Origin of the sequence: Streptomyces sp. NPDC051567 (assembly GCF_044454165.1) — a bacterium.
Taxonomy (GTDB): Bacteria; Actinomycetota; Actinomycetes; order Streptomycetales; family Streptomycetaceae; genus Streptomyces.
Window position 1 is genome coordinate 218,689 of record NZ_JBITDK010000009.1, and the last position, 19,009, is coordinate 237,697.

General features: G+C 74.6%; 19 protein-coding genes and 1 riboswitch. Of the genes, 11 read left to right on the forward strand and 8 right to left on the reverse strand.

Annotated features, from left to right (window positions below; genetic code table 11):
- The first annotated feature begins 132 nt into the window (after nt 1–132).
- The 3 genes from ACIA5F_RS13715 (at nt 133) to ACIA5F_RS13725 (ending at nt 2,754) form a co-directional block, all read left to right on the forward strand.
- Nucleotides 133–534, forward strand: a complete 402-nt coding sequence (locus ACIA5F_RS13715; RefSeq protein WP_399352314.1) for a DUF3040 domain-containing protein — start codon at nt 133–135, stop codon at nt 532–534.
- Nucleotides 535–638: 104 nt separating this feature from the next.
- On the forward strand, nt 639–1,268 hold the full coding sequence (locus ACIA5F_RS13720) for a DUF4126 domain-containing protein (RefSeq protein ID WP_399352316.1): 630 nt from the start codon (nt 639–641) through the stop codon (nt 1,266–1,268).
- A gap of 58 nt (nt 1,269–1,326) precedes the next feature.
- Nucleotides 1,327–2,754, forward strand: coding sequence for a phytoene desaturase family protein (locus ACIA5F_RS13725; protein ID WP_399352318.1), 1,428 nt, complete (start codon nt 1,327–1,329; stop codon nt 2,752–2,754).
- Nucleotides 2,755–2,823: 69 nt separating this feature from the next.
- Here ACIA5F_RS13725 and ACIA5F_RS13730 read toward each other — a convergent pair whose 3' ends face one another.
- The 5 genes from ACIA5F_RS13730 to ACIA5F_RS13750 form a co-directional block, all read right to left on the reverse strand.
- Entirely contained in the window at nt 2,824–3,759 is a 936-nt protein-coding gene (locus ACIA5F_RS13730; protein ID WP_399352320.1) for a hypothetical protein, read from the reverse strand.
- Nucleotides 3,760–3,809: 50 nt separating this feature from the next.
- Nucleotides 3,810–4,724, reverse strand: a complete 915-nt coding sequence (metF, locus tag ACIA5F_RS13735; RefSeq protein ID WP_399352322.1) for a methylenetetrahydrofolate reductase [NAD(P)H] — start codon at nt 4,722–4,724, stop codon at nt 3,810–3,812.
- 89 nt (nt 4,725–4,813) lie between these two features.
- Entirely contained in the window at nt 4,814–5,473 is a 660-nt protein-coding gene (gene thiE, locus ACIA5F_RS13740) for a thiamine phosphate synthase (protein WP_399352324.1), read from the reverse strand.
- A gap of 130 nt (nt 5,474–5,603) precedes the next feature.
- Nucleotides 5,604–5,969 carry an Rv2175c family DNA-binding protein gene (locus tag ACIA5F_RS13745; protein ID WP_399352326.1) on the reverse strand — a complete coding sequence of 122 codons (366 nt, stop codon included), beginning with the start codon at nt 5,967–5,969 and terminating at the stop codon, nt 5,604–5,606.
- A gap of 111 nt (nt 5,970–6,080) precedes the next feature.
- Nucleotides 6,081–7,334 (reverse strand): NAD(P)/FAD-dependent oxidoreductase, encoded by a 1,254-nt coding sequence (locus ACIA5F_RS13750; protein ID WP_399352328.1) that lies wholly within the window; start codon nt 7,332–7,334, stop codon nt 6,081–6,083.
- A gap of 93 nt (nt 7,335–7,427) precedes the next feature.
- Nucleotides 7,428–7,540, forward strand: a riboswitch (TPP riboswitch).
- Here ACIA5F_RS13750 and thiO point away from each other — a divergent pair.
- The 6 genes from thiO to ACIA5F_RS13780 all read left to right on the forward strand — a co-directional run bounded on the left by thiO (nt 7,538) and on the right by ACIA5F_RS13780 (nt 13,512).
- A complete protein-coding gene (thiO, locus tag ACIA5F_RS13755; RefSeq protein WP_399352330.1) occupies nt 7,538–8,722 on the forward strand; it encodes a glycine oxidase ThiO in 1,185 nt (394 codons plus the stop codon). (Overlaps the previous riboswitch by 3 nt.)
- A complete protein-coding gene (gene thiS / locus ACIA5F_RS13760) occupies nt 8,719–8,919 on the forward strand; it encodes a sulfur carrier protein ThiS (RefSeq protein WP_399352332.1) in 201 nt (66 codons plus the stop codon). Before thiO ends, thiS begins: the two co-directional genes overlap by 4 nt.
- Before the next feature lie 2 nt (nt 8,920–8,921).
- Complete coding sequence (locus ACIA5F_RS13765; protein WP_399352334.1) at nt 8,922–9,725, forward strand: thiazole synthase; 804 nt, start codon at nt 8,922–8,924, stop codon at nt 9,723–9,725.
- A 190-nt stretch (nt 9,726–9,915) separates the two neighbouring features.
- Nucleotides 9,916–11,814, forward strand: a complete 1,899-nt coding sequence (gene pknB / locus ACIA5F_RS13770; protein WP_399352336.1) for a Stk1 family PASTA domain-containing Ser/Thr kinase — start codon at nt 9,916–9,918, stop codon at nt 11,812–11,814.
- Between the two features lie 159 nt (nt 11,815–11,973).
- A complete protein-coding gene (locus tag ACIA5F_RS13775) occupies nt 11,974–12,831 on the forward strand; it encodes a deoxyribonuclease IV (RefSeq protein WP_399352379.1) in 858 nt (285 codons plus the stop codon).
- A gap of 93 nt (nt 12,832–12,924) precedes the next feature.
- Nucleotides 12,925–13,512 carry a DUF4396 domain-containing protein gene (locus ACIA5F_RS13780; protein WP_399352337.1) on the forward strand — a complete coding sequence of 196 codons (588 nt, stop codon included), beginning with the start codon at nt 12,925–12,927 and terminating at the stop codon, nt 13,510–13,512.
- Between the two features lie 41 nt (nt 13,513–13,553).
- Here ACIA5F_RS13780 and ACIA5F_RS13785 read toward each other — a convergent pair whose 3' ends face one another.
- Nucleotides 13,554–14,186 carry a sulfite oxidase-like oxidoreductase gene (locus ACIA5F_RS13785; protein ID WP_399352339.1) on the reverse strand — a complete coding sequence of 211 codons (633 nt, stop codon included), beginning with the start codon at nt 14,184–14,186 and terminating at the stop codon, nt 13,554–13,556.
- Between the two features lie 173 nt (nt 14,187–14,359).
- Between ACIA5F_RS13785 and bfr the strand changes: the two genes are divergently transcribed.
- Entirely contained in the window at nt 14,360–14,839 is a 480-nt protein-coding gene (gene bfr / locus ACIA5F_RS13790) for a bacterioferritin (protein WP_399352341.1), read from the forward strand.
- Nucleotides 14,840–14,899: 60 nt separating this feature from the next.
- On the opposite strand, the gene ACIA5F_RS13795 is transcribed toward bfr, so the two are convergent.
- Together ACIA5F_RS13795 and ACIA5F_RS13800 are read right to left on the reverse strand one after the other, a co-directional pair.
- Nucleotides 14,900–15,166 (reverse strand): bacterioferritin-associated ferredoxin, encoded by a 267-nt coding sequence (locus tag ACIA5F_RS13795; RefSeq protein WP_399352343.1) that lies wholly within the window; start codon nt 15,164–15,166, stop codon nt 14,900–14,902.
- 191 nt (nt 15,167–15,357) lie between these two features.
- Nucleotides 15,358–16,713: a class II 3-deoxy-7-phosphoheptulonate synthase gene (locus tag ACIA5F_RS13800; RefSeq protein ID WP_399352345.1), complete on the reverse strand. Its 1,356-nt coding sequence runs from the start codon at nt 16,711–16,713 to the stop codon at nt 15,358–15,360.
- Between the two features lie 256 nt (nt 16,714–16,969).
- On the opposite strand from ACIA5F_RS13800, the gene ACIA5F_RS13805 reads away from it, so the two are divergent.
- Nucleotides 16,970–18,862 carry an anthranilate synthase family protein gene (locus ACIA5F_RS13805; protein ID WP_399352347.1) on the forward strand — a complete coding sequence of 631 codons (1,893 nt, stop codon included), beginning with the start codon at nt 16,970–16,972 and terminating at the stop codon, nt 18,860–18,862.
- Nucleotides 18,863–19,009 lie beyond the last annotated feature (147 nt).

Genomic DNA, 19,009 nt, shown 5'->3' on the forward strand with positions numbered 1-19,009 from the left:
AATGGTCGTCACGCGGCGGTCGCGTTTCGTGAAATGGCGTAGAGGGCGGGTATCACGGGGGCGATTCCCCGCCTATCCTGAAGGGGACCCCTGGTCGCTACCCCCCGCGACCGACGGATGAGGAGGACTCCCGTGCCGCTCTCGGAGCACGAGCAGCGCATGCTCGAGCAGATGGAGCGAGCGCTGTACGCCGAAGATCCCAAGTTCGCGACAGCGCTTGAGGGAAGCGGACTGCGCACGTACACCCGGCGACGGGTCTACCAGGCAGTCGCAGGCATTGTGGTCGGTATCGCGCTCCTCATGACCGGTGTGATCGTGCCGAACGTACTCTGGGTCAGCGTGGTGGGGTTCCTCGTCATGCTGGGCTGTACCGTGCTCGTGGTCACCGGCTGGCGCAAGGCCCCCAAGCCCGGCGAACAGCCCGCCTCCGGCAGTGCAGGCGGTTCGGCCCACGGCCGCAACCGGCAGCGTCGGTCGATGATGACCCGCATCGAAGAGCGGTGGCAGCGCCGCCGCGACGAACAGGGGCAGTAGCCCCCACTCCACATGGGTGAGGGGACGGCCGCCACCGGGCGGCCGTCCCCTCATCGCTCCGCCTCCACCCGGCCGGGTGCGCCGCCGTGCGGCATGATGAGCCGGTGAGTGTGCTCCCCCTGGTCTTCACCAGCGGCTGGGCCAGCGGGATCAACGCCTACGCCGTGGTCCTCCTGCTCGGCCTCTTCGGCGCGGCCGGCCTGACCGACGAGGTCCCCGCCTCGCTCCAGCGCACCGACGTGCTGATCGTCGCCGCCGTGCTCTTCCTCTGCGAGGCGGTGGCCGACAAGATCCCGTACGTGGACTCCGTCTGGGACGCGGTCCACACCGTGATCCGCCCGGTCTCCGGCGCCGTCGTCGGCGCGCTGCTGGCCGCGCAGAGCGGATCGCTCTCCGACCTCGCCGCCGGGGCGGTCGGCGGCTCGACCGCGCTGGCCAGCCATGTCGTCAAGGCCGGGACCCGGATGGCGGTCAACACCTCGCCCGAGCCGTTCAGCAACATCGTGCTGAGCACCGCCGAGGACCTCGGCGTGGCCGGGATCATCACCTTCGCCATGTTCAACCCGCAGGCCGCGGCGGTCATCGCGGCCGTCCTGCTGGCCGCCGGACTGGCCCTGCTGGTCTACCTCTGGACCCGCATCCGCCGCTTCCTGCGCCGCCGGGCCCAGCTCCGTGAGGAGAAACGGCTCGCCGCCGGGGCCCGCCGGGCGACCGGACCCCCGCCGCCCGGCTGACCCGCCCGGCTGGACCCGCCGGGCGGGCCGGTCCGGGCGCCCCACTAGGCTCGGTCGCATGGCACGAATTGCGGTGATCGGCGCCGGGATGGGCGCGATGGCGACGGCGGCCCGGCTGGCCGTGGCGGGGCACCGGGTGACGGTGTACGAGCGGGGGGCGACCTACGGCGGCGCGGTCGGCCGGTACGAGCGCGAGGGGTTCGTCTTCGACACCGGCCCCGGGCTGCTGCACCTGCCCGCCGTCTACCGGGACCTGTTCGTGAAGACCGGCAAGCGGCCCTTGGAGGAGTGCGTCGAACTGGTCCAGGCGGACCCGGCGGTGCGGCACGTGCTCCCCGGCCACGGCGTCGACGTCGCCCTGCCCGGCGGCTCGCGCGGCGGGGTGGGCGCCGCCCTGGACACGGCCTTCGGCGCGGGCGCGGGCGAGCGCTGGAACGGTGTGCTGGGCCGCGCCCGGGACGCCTGGGACGCCACCCGGCGCCCGCTCCTGGAGGAGCCGCTGACCCCCGGCGCGCCGGGGCTGGAGAACGACCCCTACCCGGCGCTGCGCCGGAGCGGTCTGCTGCGCCGCCGCCCGCCGACCCTCGCCGAGGTGGCCGGGCGCGAGCTGGGCGGCGGGCTCGGCGAGCTGCTGACCGCGCGGGTGCGGGCGTACGGGATCGACCCGCTCACCGCGCCCGCCTCGGCGGCCGTCCTGCCCTACATGGAGCAGACCTTCGGCAGCTGGTACGTGCGCGGCGGGATGCGGGAGCTGGCCACCGCCGTGTACGAGCGGTGCCTGGAGCGGAAGGTGGCCTTCGTCTTCGGCGCGGACGTGCGGGAGGTCCTCGCGGTGGACGGCCGGGCGGCCGGGCTGCTGCTGGCCGACGGCACCGAGGTGGCCGCCGACTCCGTGGTGTGCGGGATCGACCCCCGGCAGCTGCCGGCCGGCCCGGTGCCCCTGGTGGAGGGCCCGGCCGCGGCCGGTGGCCAGGACGTGGCCGGGCGAATCACGCTCCTGCTGGCGCTGCGCGGCGCCCGCCCCGGGGACGCCGTGCACCGCACCCTGGTCCACTCCCCCGGCGCGCAGGTCACCGTGGTCCGCCCCGACGACCCGGCCGGGCGGCCCGACGCGGACCACGAGGCGGTCACCGTGAGCGCCGTCTGCGGCCCTGCGGGCACGGGAGCGGCTCCCGGGCCGGCGGAGCTGCTGGATCTCGCCGCACGGGCCGTACCGGGGCTGCGGGAGCGGCTGCTGTGGCAGGAGGTGCGGACCCCGGCCGATGTGGAGGCGGCGACCGGGGCGGCCGGTGGCGCAGTGCCCGCGCCCGCCCTCGCGGGGGCCGGGGGCCGGCTGCTCCACCCGGCGAACACCACCGCCCTGCCGGGGCTCTACCTGGCGGGCGGCTGGGCCCATCCCGGCGGCGGGCTGGCGCACGCCGGGATGACCGGGGCCCTGGTGGCCGGGCTGATCGTGGAGGGCGCCGGGTTCCGCGGCTCCCGGTGACCCGGCGGCGGCCTCCGTGGCCGTGCCCCGGGAGCGGTGCCCCGGGAGCGGGGTCTCCGTAGCGGGGTCTCAGTAGCGGTGCTGCCCGTGGTCGCCCGTGCCCTGGTGCGGGTGGTCCTGCGGCGGCCGGTCCGGGTCCTCCCCGGCCGCCGGGGCCGGGTAGGGCTGCGCCGTCTGGTCGTTGGCCCGCTGCTGCGGGACCCAGACCCCGCCGGGCGGGGTGTCCATGGCGTACTGCGCCGGGGTCTGGCCGGGGTACGGGCCGCCGTAGGGCGCGTAGTCGGGGTAGGCCGGGTGGCCGGCGTCCGGGTAGGCGGGGTAGTCGTCGTAGGGGGCGTACCCGGCGTCCGGCTGGAGCGGGCCGCCGCCGGTGCCGATGTACGGGTCCGAGTAGGCGGCGTAGACCTGCCGGCCGTCCGCCGGGTAGCCGTCGCCGTAGGCGTAGCCGTCCGGCGTCTGCGGGTCGTGCGGGGCGGCGTACTGGTGGGCGTCCGGCTCGTCCGGGGCGAAGGGCGAGCGGAAGGCCGCGGTCTGTTCCACTCCGGGCACGGGCGGGTGGTTCCCGCCCGCGGGGGCGGGGGCGAAGTCCCGGTCCGGGTGGTGGGGGCCGTCCTGCGGGAACGGCCCGGCGGCGGCCCCGGCGGCCCCTGCCGCGCTCTCGGACCCGTACTCCACCGGCGTCACCCGCAGGGTCGGCTCCGGGCGGGTGCCCCCGGAGCGGCGGCGACCGCTGCGGCGTACGGGAGCCCCGCCGCGGCGCAGCGCCCAGCCGGCCTCGAAGCCCTTGCGGAAGGAGAGCGTCACCAGGATCTGGCCCACGGCGAAGGCGACCGCGCCGGCGACGATGACCGGGACCGACGGCAGGACCACCCCGGCGACCACGCCGAGGAAGCCGGTGAAGGCGAGCAGGCGCCAGCGGAGCCGGGCCTTGTACTGCATCAGGACCTCGGCAAGCAGCCACAGCGCGACGAAGCCGAACGCGATGTAGAGGACCGTCATACCCATGCGGGGCCCCTCTCGGTGCGGCCGACCGCCCGGGGAAGGGGGCCGGCCGGTCAGGCCCGTTGGTGCAGGCCCAGGTTCTCGTAGATTTCGAGCGTCGCCGTGGAGTTGTTCAGCGTGATGAAGTGCAGCCCCGGGACACCCTCGGACAGCAGCCGCGCGCAGAACTCCGTGGCGAACTCGATGCCAATGGAGCGTACAGCGGCCGGATCGTCCTTGACCGCGAGCATCCGCTCTTTCACGTCCGGCGGGAAGACCGCGGTGCTGAGCTGGGGCAGCCGGTCGAGCTGCTTGATGCCCACAACGGGCATGACTTCGGGGATGATCGGGGTCTCGCAGCCCGCCTGGGCGACACGGTCGCGCAGCCGCAGGTAGGTCTCCGGTTCGAAGAACATCTGGGTGATCGCGTAGTCGGCGCCCGCGCGGCACTTGTCCACGAAGTGCCGGATGTCCGTGTCCCAGTCCGCCGAGCGCGGGTGCATCTCGGGGAAGGCCGCGACGCCTACGCAGAAGTCGCCGGACTCCTTGAGGAGGCGGACCAGGTCGGCGGCGTACCGTACGCCCTCGGGGTGGGCCACCCAGGGGCCCATGGGGTCGCCCGGCGGGTCCCCGCGCAGGGCGAGCATGTTGCGGATGCCCGCGTCGGCGAACTGGCCGATGACGTGGCGCAGTTCGGCGATGGAGTGGTCCACGGCGGTGAGGTGCGCGACGGGGGTGAGCGTGGTGTCGGCGGCGATCTGCTGGGTGGCGCGGACGGTGCCGCCCCGGGTGGAGCCGCCGGCTCCGTAGGTGACGGAGACGAAGCTGGGGGCCACCGCCTCGACGCGGCGCAGCGCGTTCCAGAGGTTGCGCTCGCCCTTCTCCGTCTTCGGGGCCCAGAACTCGAAGGAGTACGAGCGTCCGGCCGTGAGCAGGTCACGGACCGTGTGTGCACGATCCGTCCAGGTGGAAGCGGTTCCGAGGGCCATACGGGCAGGTTAGACGCGGCTGGGCGGACGCCGAAGCCGAGTCCATTCCTTGGACATCTTTTTGGACACCGGCCCGATGGTGCGGGCGCCTATCCGGCGGTGCGGGCCCGGACCCGGGCGGCCAGGTCCGCGGCGGCGGCGCCGGGGTCGGTGGCCTCGGTGAGGGCGCGGACGACGACGATCCGGGTGGCCCCGGCGTCCAGCACCTCGTCCAGATTCGTGCTGTCGATGCCGCCGATGGCGAACCAGGGCCGCCGGGGCGCCAGGGCGGCCGTGCGGCGGACGAGTGCGAGGCCGGGGGCGGGGCGGCCGGGCTTGGTGGGGGTGGGCCAGCAGGGGCCGACGCAGAAGTAGTCCACGCCGGGCTCGGCGGTGGCGGCGTCGACCTCGGAGGCGGTGTGGCAGGAGCGGCCGATGAGCGGGTCCGGGCCGAGGAGGGCGCGGGCGGCGGGGACGGGGAGGTCGCCCTGGCCGAGGTGGAGGACGTCGGCGCCGGCGGCGTGGGCCACGTCGGCGCGGTCGTTGACGGCGAGGAGGCGGCCGTGGCGGCGGGCGGCGTCGGCGAAGAGCCGCAGGTGTTCGAGTTCCTCGGCGGCCTCCAGCCCCTTGTCGCGGAGCTGGATCACGTCCACTCCGCCGTCCAGGACGGCGTCGAGGAACTCGGGCAGGTCGCCCTGGCGCTTGCGGGCGTCCGTGCACAGGTAGAGCCGGGCGTCGGACAGCTGGGCGCGGGCGTCGGTCGCGGACATGGGCAAACCCCCGTGGCGGGGGGGGGGGGGGGGGGGGGGGGGGGGGGGGGGGGGGGGGCCCGGGGCCCCCCGGGGGGGGGGGGGGGGGGGGGGGCCGGCCCCCCCCCCCACCGCGGTGAAGCGGATCAGGTCACAGGGCGAGCGCCTGAGCGCGGCGCTTCACCTCCGTGCCGCGATTCTCACTCAGCGCCTCGGCGGGGGTGCCGGGCAGGGTCGGGTCGGAGGTGAAGAGCCACTCCAGGATCTCCCCGTCGGAGAAGCCGTCGTCGCGCAGGACGGTGAGCAGTCCGACGAGGCCCTTGACGACCTTGTCTCCGTCGATGAAGGGGGCCGGTACCTGGAGGGAGCGGTTCTCGCCCCGGCGGACGGCGAGGAGCTGCCCTTCCTTGACCATCTGGCGGACCCTGGTCACCTCGATGTCGAGCGCCTCCGCGATGTCGGGGAGGTACATCCAGTCGGGGACAAGGGCTTCGATCTTTGCGTCAATCTCGGTCACGGGGACAAGCCTGCCATCTCGGACCGGCCCCCGGTACCCGGGCCGCCCCGTCCGGGTGCCGGGGGCCGCGCGCCGGGCCCGTACGGACCGGAGCGCGGACCGGGACGCGGGTCAGGGGGCGGGTCGCAGGGTGGCCGATTTCAGGGGGGTGCCGGGGTCGGCGACCCCGGCCGGGTCCAGGGCGGCGCCCGTCTCGATGAGCTTGCGGCCCTGGGCCAGGTCGCGGGGGCGGCCCACGGCGAGGACGGCGACGAGCGCGCCCTCCTTCAGCCAGCACACCGACCAGGACGGGCCGGCCGGGTCGCCCCGCCGGATCAGGGTGTCGGCCCCGCCGTGGTGGCCCGCGTACTGCACGAACCGGCCGAACTGCTCCGACCAGAAGTACGGGACCGGGTCGTAGGCGCGCTCCGGGCCGCCCGCGACGATGTTGGCGGCGACCGTCCGGGGTCCCTGGAGGGCGTTGTCCCAGTGGTGGACCAGGAGCCGGGTGCCGTAGCGGGCCGAGGGGAAGGAGGCGCAGTCGCCGACCGCGTACACGCCGGGCAGGGAGGTCCGCAGGTGGGCGTCGGCGGTGACCGAGCCGTCGGGGCCCCGTTCCACGCCGGTTCCCGCGAGCCATCCGGTGGCCGGGCGGGCGCCGATGCCGACGACGACCGCGTCGGCGGGCAGTTCCCGGCCGTCCGCCAGCAGCACCCGGCCCTCCTCGACCCGGGCGACCTTCGCCCCGGTGAGCAGGCGGGCGCCCGCCTCGGCGTACCAGCGCGCCATCGGTTCGGTGGCCTCGGCGGGCAGCGCCCCGGCCAGGACCCGGTCCGCGGCCTCGACCACCGTCACGGCGCGGCCCGCCTCGCGCGCGGCGGTGGCGAACTCCGCGCCGATCCAGCCCGCGCCGACGACCACGACGGCGGGGGCGGTGGCCAGGACCGGCCGGAGCCGGGCGGCGTCGTCCAGGGTGCGCAGCAGGTGGACGCCCGGGACGCCTTCGGTGCCGGGCAGGGTCAGCGGTTCGGCGCCGGTGGCCAGGACGAGGACCTCGTACGGGACGGGTCCCGCGCCGGTGTCCAGGAGGTGTTCGGCGGCCCGCAGGCCGGTGACCTCGGTGCCGAGCCGCAGGGTGATGCCGAGCGCCTCGAAGTCCACGTCGAAGGCGGAGTCCTCGGCCTTGCCGAGGAGGACCGCCTTGGAGAGCGGGGGCCGGTCGTAGGGCTGGTGGGGTTCGGCGCCCAGCAGGGTGACGGGGCCGGTCCACCCCTGTTCCCGCAGGGCCACCGCGGTCTGCACGCCGGCCAGGCCGGCGCCGACGACGACCACGCCGCCCGGCCCCGCTCCCGTGCCGCCGCTGGTCCGTTCCGTCTGCTCGGTCACCCGGCCACCCTCACTGTCCGACTCGCTGCCTGATGGTCCGTCAGGAACAGGACCAGCCTTACCCGCCGTCCACGGCGGGGTTAGTCTGGCCACCGTACCTATCGCGGGAGTCCGGGCGCACCGGGCTGAGAGGGAGGCTGGACGGCCTCCGACCGTACGAACCTGATCCGGGTCATGCCGGCGAAGGGAGGGGCTGGACGCCCATGCACGCCTCACGGAGAACCGGGTCCGACGTGCTCGTCGTCGGGGGCGGGATCATCGGTCTCGTCACCGCCTGGCGGGCGGCCCGGGCCGGGCTGCGGACCGTGCTCGCCGATCCGGCGCCCGGCGGGGGCGCCGCCCGCGTCGCGGCCGGGATGCTCGCCCCCGTCACCGAACTGCACTACGGCGAGGAGGCCCTGCTCGCCCTGGGCCTCGACTCCGCCGCCCGCTACCCGCGCTTCGCCGCCGAACTCGCCGAGGCCGGCGGCGGGAGCGACATCGGCTACCGCGCCTGCGGCACCCTCTCCGTCGCCCTCGACGCCGACGACCGGCTCCACCTGCGCGAACTCCACGCCCTCCAGCGCCGCTGCGGCCTGGAGTCCCAGTGGCTCACCGGCCGCGAGTGCCGCCGCCTGGAACCGATGCTGGCCCCGGGCGTCCGGGGCGGCCTGCGCGTCGACGGCGACCACCAGGTGGACCCGCGCCGGCTCGCCGCCGCCCTGCTGGCCGCCTGCGCCCACTCCGGCGTGGAGCTGCGCCGGGCGGGCGCCGAACGGCTCCTGGTCACCGCCGACCGGGCGGCGGGCGTCCTGCTCGACGACGGCACCCGGCTGCGCGCGGACCAGGTCGTCCTGGCGGCGGGCTCGCTCAGCGGCCGGCTGGCCGGGGTGCCGCCGGAGGCGGTGGCCCCCGTCCGGCCGGTGAAGGGGCAGGTGCTGCGGCTCACGGTGCCGGCCGCGTACGCGCCGTTCCTGTCGCGGACCGTACGGGCCGTCGTGCGCGGCAGCCACGTCTACCTGGTGCCCCGCGAGAACGGCGAACTCGTCGTCGGCGCCACCAGCGAGGAGCTCGGCTGGGACACCACGGTCACCGCCGGCGGGGTCTACGAACTCCTGCGCGACGCCCACGAGCTGGTCCCCGGCATCACCGAACTCCCGCTCACCGAGACCCTGGCCGGACTGCGGCCCGGCTCGCCCGACAACGCCCCGCTGCTCGGCCCGACCGCACTGCCCGGCCTGCACCTGGCCACCGGGCACTACCGCAACGGGGTGCTGCTGGCCCCGCTCACCGGCGAGGTCATGGCCGAGCTGCTGACCACCGGCGAGCTGCCCGCGATCGCGCGCCCGTTCACCCCGCTGCGGTTCTCCGCCCCCAAGGCCACCACGCGTCAGGAGTCGTACGCATGACCATCTCCGTCAACGGCGAGCCGCGCGAGATCGCGGCCGGCACCACGCTCGACGTGGTGGTCGCCACCCTGACCGCCGCCCCGGCCGGGGTCGCCGCCGCGCTCAACGAGACGGTGGTCCCGCGCGGCCGGTGGCGGCTCACCCCCGTGGGCGAGGGCGACCGCGTCGAGATCCTCACCGCCGTCCAGGGGGGCTGACCGTGACCACCCCGGACGAGGACCTCCTCACCCTCGGCGGCCGGACCTTCTCCTCCCGCCTGATCATGGGGACGGGCGGGGCCCCCAGCCTGGACGTGCTGGAACGCGCCCTGACCGCCTCCGGCACCGAACTGACCACGGTGGCCATGCGCCGCCTGGACCCGACCGTCCAGGGCTCGGTCCTGTCGGTCCTGGACCGCCTGGGCATCGCGGTCCTGCCCAACACGGCGGGCTGCTTCACGGCGGGCGAGGCCGTCCTGACCGCCCGGCTGGCCCGGGAGGCCCTGGGCACGGACTGGATCAAGCTGGAGGTCGTCGCGGACGAGCGGACCCTGCTCCCCGACGGCGTCGAGCTGCTGGACGCCGCCGAGACCCTGGTGGACGAGGGGTTCACGGTCCTGCCGTACACCAACGACGACCCGGTGCTCGCGCGGAAGCTGGAGGACGTGGGCTGCGCGGCGATCATGCCGCTGGGATCGCCGATCGGCTCCGGGCTGGGCATCCGCAACCCGCACAACTTCGAGCTGATCACCGGCCGGGCCGGGGTCCCGGTCGTCCTGGACGCGGGCGCCGGGACGGCCTCGGACGCCGCGCTGGCGATGGAGCTGGGGTGCGCGGCGGTGATGCTGGCCTCGGCGGTGACCCGGGCCCAGGAGCCGGTCCTGATGGCGGCGGCCATGCGCGACGCCGTCTCGGCGGGCCGCCTGGCCCACCGCGCGGGCCGCATCCCCCAGCGGCGTTTCGCCCTCGCCTCCTCCCCGACCTCGGGCCGCCCCGCCCTGGACCCGGAACGCCCGGCCTTCTGACCCCCGGCCCCGGGGCGGCCCGTCCCGGCCCGTCCCGGCCCCGCCGGCGTTTGAGGCGCGGGGGTCCGGGGGCAGCGCACCCGGCAACGGCGCCGCACCCGGCCGATCGCGTCGCGGCCGCCGCCCGCGGGGCCGACCCGCACCGGCGGCACCGCACCGACGGCACCGCACCGGCTCGTAGAATCGCCGGGTGGACACGACCCTGGATGACCCCCTCGTCGGTCGCGTGCTCGACGGCCGCTACCGCGTCGACGCCCGTATCGCGGCCGGCGGCATGGCCACGGTCTACCGGGCCGTGGACACCCGGCTCGACCGCGTCCTCGCGCTGAAGGTGATGCACCCGGCGCTCGCCGCCGACGCCGCCTTCGTCGGCCGCTTCATCCGGGAGGCGAAGTCGGTGGCCCGGCTCGCCCACCCGCACGTCGTCGCCGTCTTCGACCAGGGCACGGACGGGCCGTACGTCTTCCTCGCCATGGAGTACGTCTCCGGCTGCACCCTGCGCGACGTGCTCCGCGAGCGCGGCGCGCTCCAGCCCCGGGCCGCCCTCGACATCCTCGAACCCGTCCTCGCCGCCCTCGGCGCCGCCCACCGGGCCGGTTTCGTCCACCGCGACATGAAGCCCGAGAACGTCCTGATCGGCGACGACGGCCGGGTCAAGGTCGCCGACTTCGGCCTGGTCCGGTCCGTGGACTCGGTCACCGACACCACCGGTTCCGTCCTCGGCACCGTCTCCTACCTGGCGCCCGAGCAGATCGAGAACGGCGTCACCGACACCCGTGTGGACGTCTACGCCTGCGGTGTCGTCCTGTACGAGATGCTCACCGGGTCCAAGCCGCACACCGGGGGCAGCGCCGCCCAGGTGCTGTACCGGCATCTCCATGAGGACGTCCCGGCGCCCTCGGAGGCCGTCCCCGGGCTCCCCGCCGACCTCGACGGGCTCGTCGCGGACGCCACCGCCCGCGACCCCCGGCTGCGGCCCGGTGACGCCGCCGCCCTGCTCGGCCTCGTCCGCGAGGCCCGCGCCCGGCTCCAGGACGCCGAGCTGGACGCCGTACCGCCGCAGGCGCGCGCCGGGCGGCGCACCGCCTCCGAGGACCGCACCGGCGTGATCCCGCGCCCGGTGGGCGCGGAGCGGCCCGCGCACCACACCTCCCGGCTGGAGACCGCCGGGGCCGCGCACCGGCCGCCCCGGCGGGGGCGGCCCCGGCCGGGCAGGTTCCTCGTCGTCGCCGGGCTGCTGGTCGCCCTCGGTCTGGGCACCGGGGTCTGGTACATCAGCTCGGGCCAGTTCACCCGGGTCCCCGGCCTCCTCGGCAAGTCCGAGGAGCAGGCCCGGTCGGAGCTGTCGGCGGCCGGGCTCGGCGTGAAGCGGATCGAGAAGAAGTTCAGCCAGGCGTTCGAGCGCGGCACGGTGATGAACACCGATCCCCCGGCCGGCGGGCGGGTCCGCGGAAACGGCACGGTGACGCTGACCCTCTCCCGCGGCCCCGAGACGGTGGCCGTGCCCAACCTCCTGGGCCGGCCGCTGGAGGTGGCCCGGCAGGAGCTGACCGCGTCGGGGCTGGCGCCGGGCGTGGTGACCGAGGCGTTCAGCCAGGACGTCGCCCCGGGCTCGGTGGTCTCCACCGACCCGGCCGGGGGCGAGCAGCGCGCCCCGGACACGGCGGTCGCGCTGGTCGTCAGCAAGGGCCGTCCGGTGCAGGTGCCGAACGTGACCGGAGTCCCCCTGGACCAGGCGCGGGCGAGCCTGGAGGCCCTCGGTCTCAAGGTGGGGACCGCCGCCGGGCCGGTGCACTCCCTCGCCCCGGCCGGCACGGTCGCCGTCCAGTCGGCCGCCGCGGGCGCCCAGGCGGCGGCCGGGGACACCGTCACCCTGACCCTCTCCCAGGGCCCCCGCCCGCTCCTGGTCCCGGACGTGACCGGCCAGGACCTCGACGCGGCCCGCACGGCGCTGGAGGGCGCGGGCTTCAAGGTCAGGGTGGACCGGCCCTTCCTCTCCTTCGGCGACACCGTGGACACCCAGTCGGTCACGGGCGGCCAGAGCGCCCCCGAGGGCAGCACGATCACCATCCGGACCAAGGGACTGTAGGCATACGTGGAGCAGGCATACGTGGAGCGGGCACAGCACGGGCGGACACGCCCCGGGCCGGCGCGGGACGGCCAGACACCGGACGGACAGGCACCGGACGGACAGCCGCAGGACGGGCAGCCGCAGGACGGGCCGCGGGAGCCGCTGCACCCGCTGCGGCTGCGCAACCCCGTGGGCGGCCACATCCCCGTCGCGGGCGGGCTGGCCTCGGTCGGGCTGGCCTACGCCCGGGAGATGGGCGCCGAGGCCGTCCAGGTCTTCGTGGCCAATCCGCGCGGCTGGGCCACCCCGGTCGGCACCCCGGCGCAGGACGAGCGGTTCCGGGCGGAGTGCGCGGCCGGGTCCCTCCCGGCGTACGTCCACGCGCCCTATCTGATCAACTTCGGCTCGCACACCGGGGCCACCGTCGAGAGGTCGGTGGAGTCGCTGCGCCACTCCCTGCGCCGGGCCCGGGAGATCGGCGCGCTCGGCGTGGTCGTCCACACCGGCTCGGCGACGGGAGGGCGCCCGCGCGAGGCCGCGTACGCGCAGGTCAGGGAGTACATGCTGCCGCTGCTGGACGAGCTGACGCACGAGGACGACCCCTTCCTGCTGCTGGAGTCCACGGCCGGGCAGGGTGCTTCGCTGTGCGCGCGGACCTGGGAGTTCGGCCCGTACTTCGACGCGCTCGACCACCACCCGAAGCTCGGGATCTGCCTGGACACCTGCCACATCTTCGCGGCGGGTCACGACCTGGCGGAGCCGGGCGGCACGAAGCGGACGCTGGACCTGCTGGTGGAGACGGTGGGCGAGGGACGGCTGAAACTCGTCCATGCCAACGACTCCCAGGAGGGGGTGGGCGCCCGCAAGGACCGCCACGCCAACATCGGCCGGGGCCACATCGGCCCGGACGCCTTCGCCGAGCTGTTCACGCACCCCGCGATGGAGGGCGTCCCGCTGATCACCGAGACCCCGGGCGGCAAGGAGGGGCACACGGCGGACGTGGCCCTGCTGAAGGAGCTGCGCGCTCTCCGGTGAGCCCCGCACCCCCTTGATGAGTACCCTAGGGGGGTATACGGTTCTGCCCTGCCGGCAGGACCGTATCCGGGCGTTTCCCACCAAGGGGTTGTCATGGAGCACACACACGGGCACCACGAGCACCACACACCCGGCCAGCACCCGCCCGAGCACGGGACACACGAGCACGGGACACACGAGCACCACGAGCCCGCGCACCACGGCGGCGAGGACCACGGCGGCCACGGCGCCGCCCACCACGGCGGCAAGGTCAGCTGGTCCACGGCCGCCCGCGCCACCCTCCACTGCCTCACCGGCTGCGCCATCGGCGAGGTGCTCGGCATGATCATCGGCACCGCGCTGGGCTGGGGAAACGTCCCGACGATGGTCCTGGCCATCACGCTCGCGTTCTTCTTCGGCTACGCGCTCACCCTGCGCACCGTCCTCGCGGCGGGCGTGGACTTCCGTACGGCCCTGCGGGTCACCCTGGCCGCCGACACCCTCTCGATCACCGTCATGGAGCTGATCGACAACGGGGTGCTCGCCCTGTGGCCGGGCGCGATGGACGCGCACCTGTCGGACGCGCTCTTCTGGACCGCGCTCGCGATCGCCCTCGCGCTCGCCTTCGTGGTGACGGTGCCGGTCAACCGGTACCTGATCGGCCGGGGCAAGGGCCACGCGGTCGTCCACCCGTACCACTGAGCCCCGGCGCACCCCGGCGCGCGAAGGGGGCCGAAGCCCTCCTACAGCTCGGGCCCCTCGCCCGGTTCCTCCTGGTAGGAGTACCGCTGCTCGCGCCAGGGGTCGCCGATGTTGTGGTAGCCGCGCTCCTCCCAGAAGCCACGGCGGTCGGCGGTCATGTACTCGACGCCGCGGACCCACTTGGGGCCCTTCCAGGCGTACAGGTGCGGGACCACGAGCCGGAGCGGAAAGCCGTGCTCGGCGGTGAGGAGTTCACCGCCCTGGTGGGTGGCGAAGACGGACCGCTCCGAGGCGAAATCGGCCAGCCGCAGGTTGGAGCTGAAGCCGTACTCGGCCCACACCATCACATGGGTGACCTGCGGGGCGGGCGGGGCGAGGGCGAGGATGTCACGGGCGAGCACACCGCCCCATTCGGCGCCCTGCATGCTGAACTTCGTCACGCAGTGCAGGTCCGCCACGACCGAGTCGAACGGCAGCGCCGTGAACTCCTCGTGGTTCCAGCAGTGCTTCTCCCCGTCGGCCGTCGCACCGAAGACGCGGAACTCCCAGCGCTCCGGCTTGAACTTGGGTACGGGCCCGTAGTGGGTGACCGGCCAGCCCCGCTGGAGCCGCTGCCCCGGAGGAAGCTCCGACGGCTCCGCTCCCGGAGATTCGCGGCTTTCCGGCTGACCCATGTCTCCATGGTGACAGACCTGCCAGGGTGGTCACGACCAGGTCAGGACCGATCGGGGCAAGTCACGGCAACTATCACTAAGGAGGCACTTACTGGACGGCCCCGGACGGCAGTGCAAGGATGCGCGCACCTGCCCCGTCACATGGCTGACACTGCCTGGAAGGAGCCTCTGCGATGCAGGGCGACCCCGAGGTCCTTGAGTTTCTGAACGAGCAGCTGACCGGTGAGCTGACCGCCATCAACCAGTACTGGCTGCACTACCGCATCCAGGACAACAAGGGCTGGACGAAGCTCGCGCAGTACACCCGCGCCGAGTCCATCGACGAGATGAAGCACGCGGACAAGATCACCGAGCGCATCCTGATGCTCGACGGTCTGCCGAACTACCAGCGCCTCTTCCACGTGCGCGTCGGGCAGACCCTCACGGAGATGTTCCAGGCCGACCGGCAGGTCGAGGTCGAGGCGATCGACCGGCTCAAGCGCGGCGCGGAGGTCATGCGCGGCAAGGGCGACATCACCTCGGCGCGGCTCTTCGAGGAGATCCTGGAGGACGAGGAGCACCACATCGACTACCTGGACACCCAGCTGGAGCTGATCGAGTCCATCGGCGAGCCGCTCTACATCGCGCAGCTGATCGAACAGCCGGAGAGCTGAGCCCTTCCCCGGAGACCCGGGCGCCCGGAGACCCGGACGCTCCCCGGGCGGTACGGGGCCCTACGCGGCTTCGGCCAGCTCCGGGCCCGGGCCGGTGATCCCGGCCGGGACGGCGGCCAGTGCGGCAGCCGCGCCGCCGCCCTTCTCCAGCACTTCCCGGCGCGGGCAGGCCCTGCGGCCGAGGAGGCCCTGGATGGTCCGCACGCAGGAGCCGCAGTCGGTGCCGGCCTTGGTGACCGAGGCGATCTGGCGGGGGGTGCAGGCCCCGGCGGCCGCGTGTTCCTCGACCTGCTTGTCGGTGACCCCGAAGCAAGAGCAGACGTACACGCGGTTCACCTCCCTGGGCGGAACGGTCCGGAGCCATCCCCTGTTTGGTGAGGCTTACCTCACCGTACCCAAACTTAGGGTCCCCTAAAAGCCCTGGGTACGACGGTGGGGCACGGATCACATCGATCCGTGCCCCACCGTCGTAGGAACCTCTGAGCTGATCTCCCGCCGGTCAGACCGGTCAGGCCGGTCTACTGGTCGCGGTACATCTCGGCCACCAGGAAGGCCAGGTCCAGGGACTGGCTGCGGTTGAGCCGCGGGTCACAGGCCGTCTCGTAGCGCTGGTGCAGGTCGTCGACGAAGATCTCGTCGCCGCCGCCCACGCACTCGGTGACGTCGTCACCGGTGAGCTCGACGTGGATGCCGCCCGGGTGCGTGCCGAGCTCCTTGTGGACCTCGAAGAAGCCCTTGACCTCGTCCAGCACGTCGTCGAAGCGGCGCGTCTTGTGGCCGGAGGCCGCCTCGAAGGTGTTGCCGTGCATCGGGTCGGTGACCCAGGCCACGGTGGCGCCGGAGGCGGTGACCTTCTCGACCAGCTCGGGGAACTTGTCGCGGACCTTGTCGGCGCCCATGCGGACCACGAAGGTCAGCCGGCCCGGCTCGCGCTCCGGGTCCAGCCGGTCGATGTAGGTCAGCGCCTCGTCCACGGTGGTCGTGGGGCCGAGCTTGACGCCGATCGGGTTGGAGATCTGCGCGCAGAACGCGATGTGCGCGTGGTCCAGCTGGCGGGTGCGCTCGCCGATCCAGACCATGTGGCCGGAGGTGTCGTAGAGCTTGCCGGTCCGCGAGTCGGTGCGGGTCAGCGCGGTCTCGTAGTCGAGGAGCAGCGCCTCGTGGGAGGCGTAGAACTCGACGGCCTTGAACTCGGCCGGGTCGGTGCCGCACGCCTTCATGAAGTTCAGCGCGTTGTCGATCTCCCGCGCCAGCTGCTCGTAGCGCTGGCCGGAGGGGGAGGACCTCACGAAGTCCTGGTTCCAGGCGTGGACCTGGCGCAGGTCGGCGTAGCCGCCGGTGGTGAAGGCGCGGACCAGGTTCAGCGTGGAGGCCGAGGCGTGGTACATCCGCTTGAGGCGCTCGGGGTCCGGAATCCGGTCCGCCTCGGTGAAGGCGAAGCCGTTGACGGAGTCGCCGCGGTAGGTCGGCAGGGTGACGCCGTCGCGGGTCTCGGTGTCCTTGGAGCGCGGCTTGGAGTACTGGCCGGCGATCCGGCCGACCTTGACGACGGGCACGGAGGCCGCGTACGTCAGGACGGCGCTCATCTGGAGGAGCGTCTTCAGCTTGGCACGGATGTGGTCGGCGGACACGGCGTCGAAGGCCTCGGCGCAGTCGCCGCCCTGGAGCAGGAACGCCTCGCCCTTGGCGACGGCTCCCAGACGGGCGCGCAGCTGGTCGCACTCGCCCGCGAAGACGAGCGGAGGATACGATTCGAGGTCCGCGACGACAGCGCGCAGAGCCTCGGCATCGGGGTACGAAGGCTGCTGCGCCGCGGGAAGGTCTCGCCAGGTCGCCTTGGTGGCGGGGGCTTGGATATCAGCGTTCACGGTCACCCCGTACACCTTACGGCGTCCCACGCCGCGTCCGGCCCGGCGCCCACCAGGTGAGACGCCGTCCGCGGGTGGGTTAGGGTGCACGGCATGTACGCGCACTCCGGTCAGAACTGGTGGTGGCCCGCTTCCGGCGGCCCACCTCTCGCGCGTACCTAGAACGAGCACGAGCGACGCGAAGGCCGCCCCGAGGGGCGGCCTTCCGCGTGTACGCCGGAGCCCCGGGCCGTCCCTCCCCTCCTGGAAGGACCCCCGCCCCATGGGACTCAGCCGACTGCTCCACGACTCCGCCCCGCCCTTCGCGCTGCTGCGCCGGCGGACCCCGGGCCGCGACCACGACACCGTCGAGGTGCTGACCGGCCCGGTCCACGAGGCCGGGCGCCTGGCCGACCTGCCCGTCGGAGTGCTGCCCACCCTCGCCCTCGTCCCCTTCCGCCAGATCCGCGAGCGCGGGTTCGACGTGCGCGACGACGGCACGCCGCTGAGCGTGCTGGTCGCCGAGGAGGCGTACGAGATCCCGCTCGCCGAGGCCCTGGAGCAGCTGCCCGCGCACGGGGTGCGGGTCGAGGACGGCGGCTTCGACGTCAGCGACACCGCGTACGCGGCCACCGTCGGGCGGGTGCTCCGGGACGAGATCGGGCGCGGCGAGGGCGCGAACTTCGTCATCCGCCGCACCTACGAGGGCCGGATCGACGGCTTCGGCCGGGCCGACGCGCTCGCGCTCTTCCGGCGGCTGCTGCTGGACGAGCGGGGCGCGTACTGGACGTACGTCGTCCACACCGGGGACCGCGTCCTGGTCGGGGCCTCCCCCGAGGCGCACGTGCGGATGTCCGGGGGGACGGTGGTGATGAACCCGATCAGCGGCACCTACCGCCATCCCGCCGGGGGCCCGACGGCCGGGTCGCTGCTCGCCTTCCTCGGCGACCGCAAGGAGACCGAGGAGCTGTCGATGGTGGTCGACGAGGAGCTCAAGATGATGTGCGCCGTCGGCGACCGGGGCGGGGTCGTCGTCGGGCCGCGGCTGAAGGAGATGTCCCACCTCGCGCACACCGAGTACGAGCTGCGCGGACGCTCCTCGCTGGACGTGCGGGAGGTGCTGCGGGAGACGATGTTCGCGGCCACGGTGACCGGCTCGCCCGTGCGGAACGCCTGCCGGGTGATCGAGCGGTACGAGAGCGGGGGCCGCGGCTACTACGCGGGCGCGCTGGCCCTGCTCGGCCTGGACGCCGGCGGGGCCCAGACCCTGGACTCCCCCATCCTGATCCGCACCGCCGACATCGCGGCCGACGGGACCCTGAAGGTGGCGGTGGGGGCGACGCTGGTGCGCCACTCCGACCCGGCGGGCGAGGTCGCGGAGACCCACGCCAAGGCGGCCGGGGTGCTGGCGGCGCTCGGGGTGCGCCCGGCCGCGCCCCGCCCGGCCGGACCCGGTTCGGACGGCGTCCGCCTGGCGGACGACCCCCGGGTGGCGGCGGCGCTGGCGGCCCGGCGCCGGGACCTGGCGCCGTTCTGGCTCCGGATGCGGGAGCGGCCGGCGCGGTCCACCGGGCACGCCCTGGTGGTGGACGCCGAGGACACCTTCACGGCGATGCTGGCCCATGTGCTGCGGGTGTCCGGGCTGGAGGTGACCGTGCTCCGCCACGACGACCCCGGGCTGCCCGCGGCGGCCCTGTCCCACCCGGGTCCGGTCGTGCTGGGCCCGGGCCCCGGGGACCCGGGCGACGGCACCGACCCGCGGATGCGGCGGATGCGCGGGCTCGCGGCACGACTGCTGGCCGGCCACCGGGGCGGAATCCTGGGCGTCTGCCTGGGCCACGAGCTGCTGGCGGCCGAGCTGGGCCTGCCCCTGGTCCGCAAGGCGGAGCCGTCGCAGGGCGCGCAGACCCGGATCGACCTGTTCGGGACGGAGGAGGTGGTCGGGTTCTACAACACCTACGCCGCGTACTGCGACCCGGGGACGGCCGCCCGCCTGGCCCGGGAGGGGGTGGAGGTCTCCCTGGACGGGGCCACGGGCGAGGTCCACGCCCTGCGCGCGCCGGGGCGTGGCTTCGCGGGGGTCCAGTTCCACCCGGAGTCGGTGCTGTCCCTGCGCGGCGCGGAGCTGGTGGGCGAGCTGCTGGCGGGTCTGCGGGCGGGCGCCCCGACCCGCTAGTGCGGTGACCGGAAAGGTTTGCCGGTGAGCCCGCGGTGTCCGGCGCGGTGCCTCGCAAGGCGGAGGGGCGCCCGTGTACTGGACGTACTCGGGCGCCCCGACAACGCGGCGAGGGGCCGTGCCGGACGCCGCGGGCCGGTGAACCTT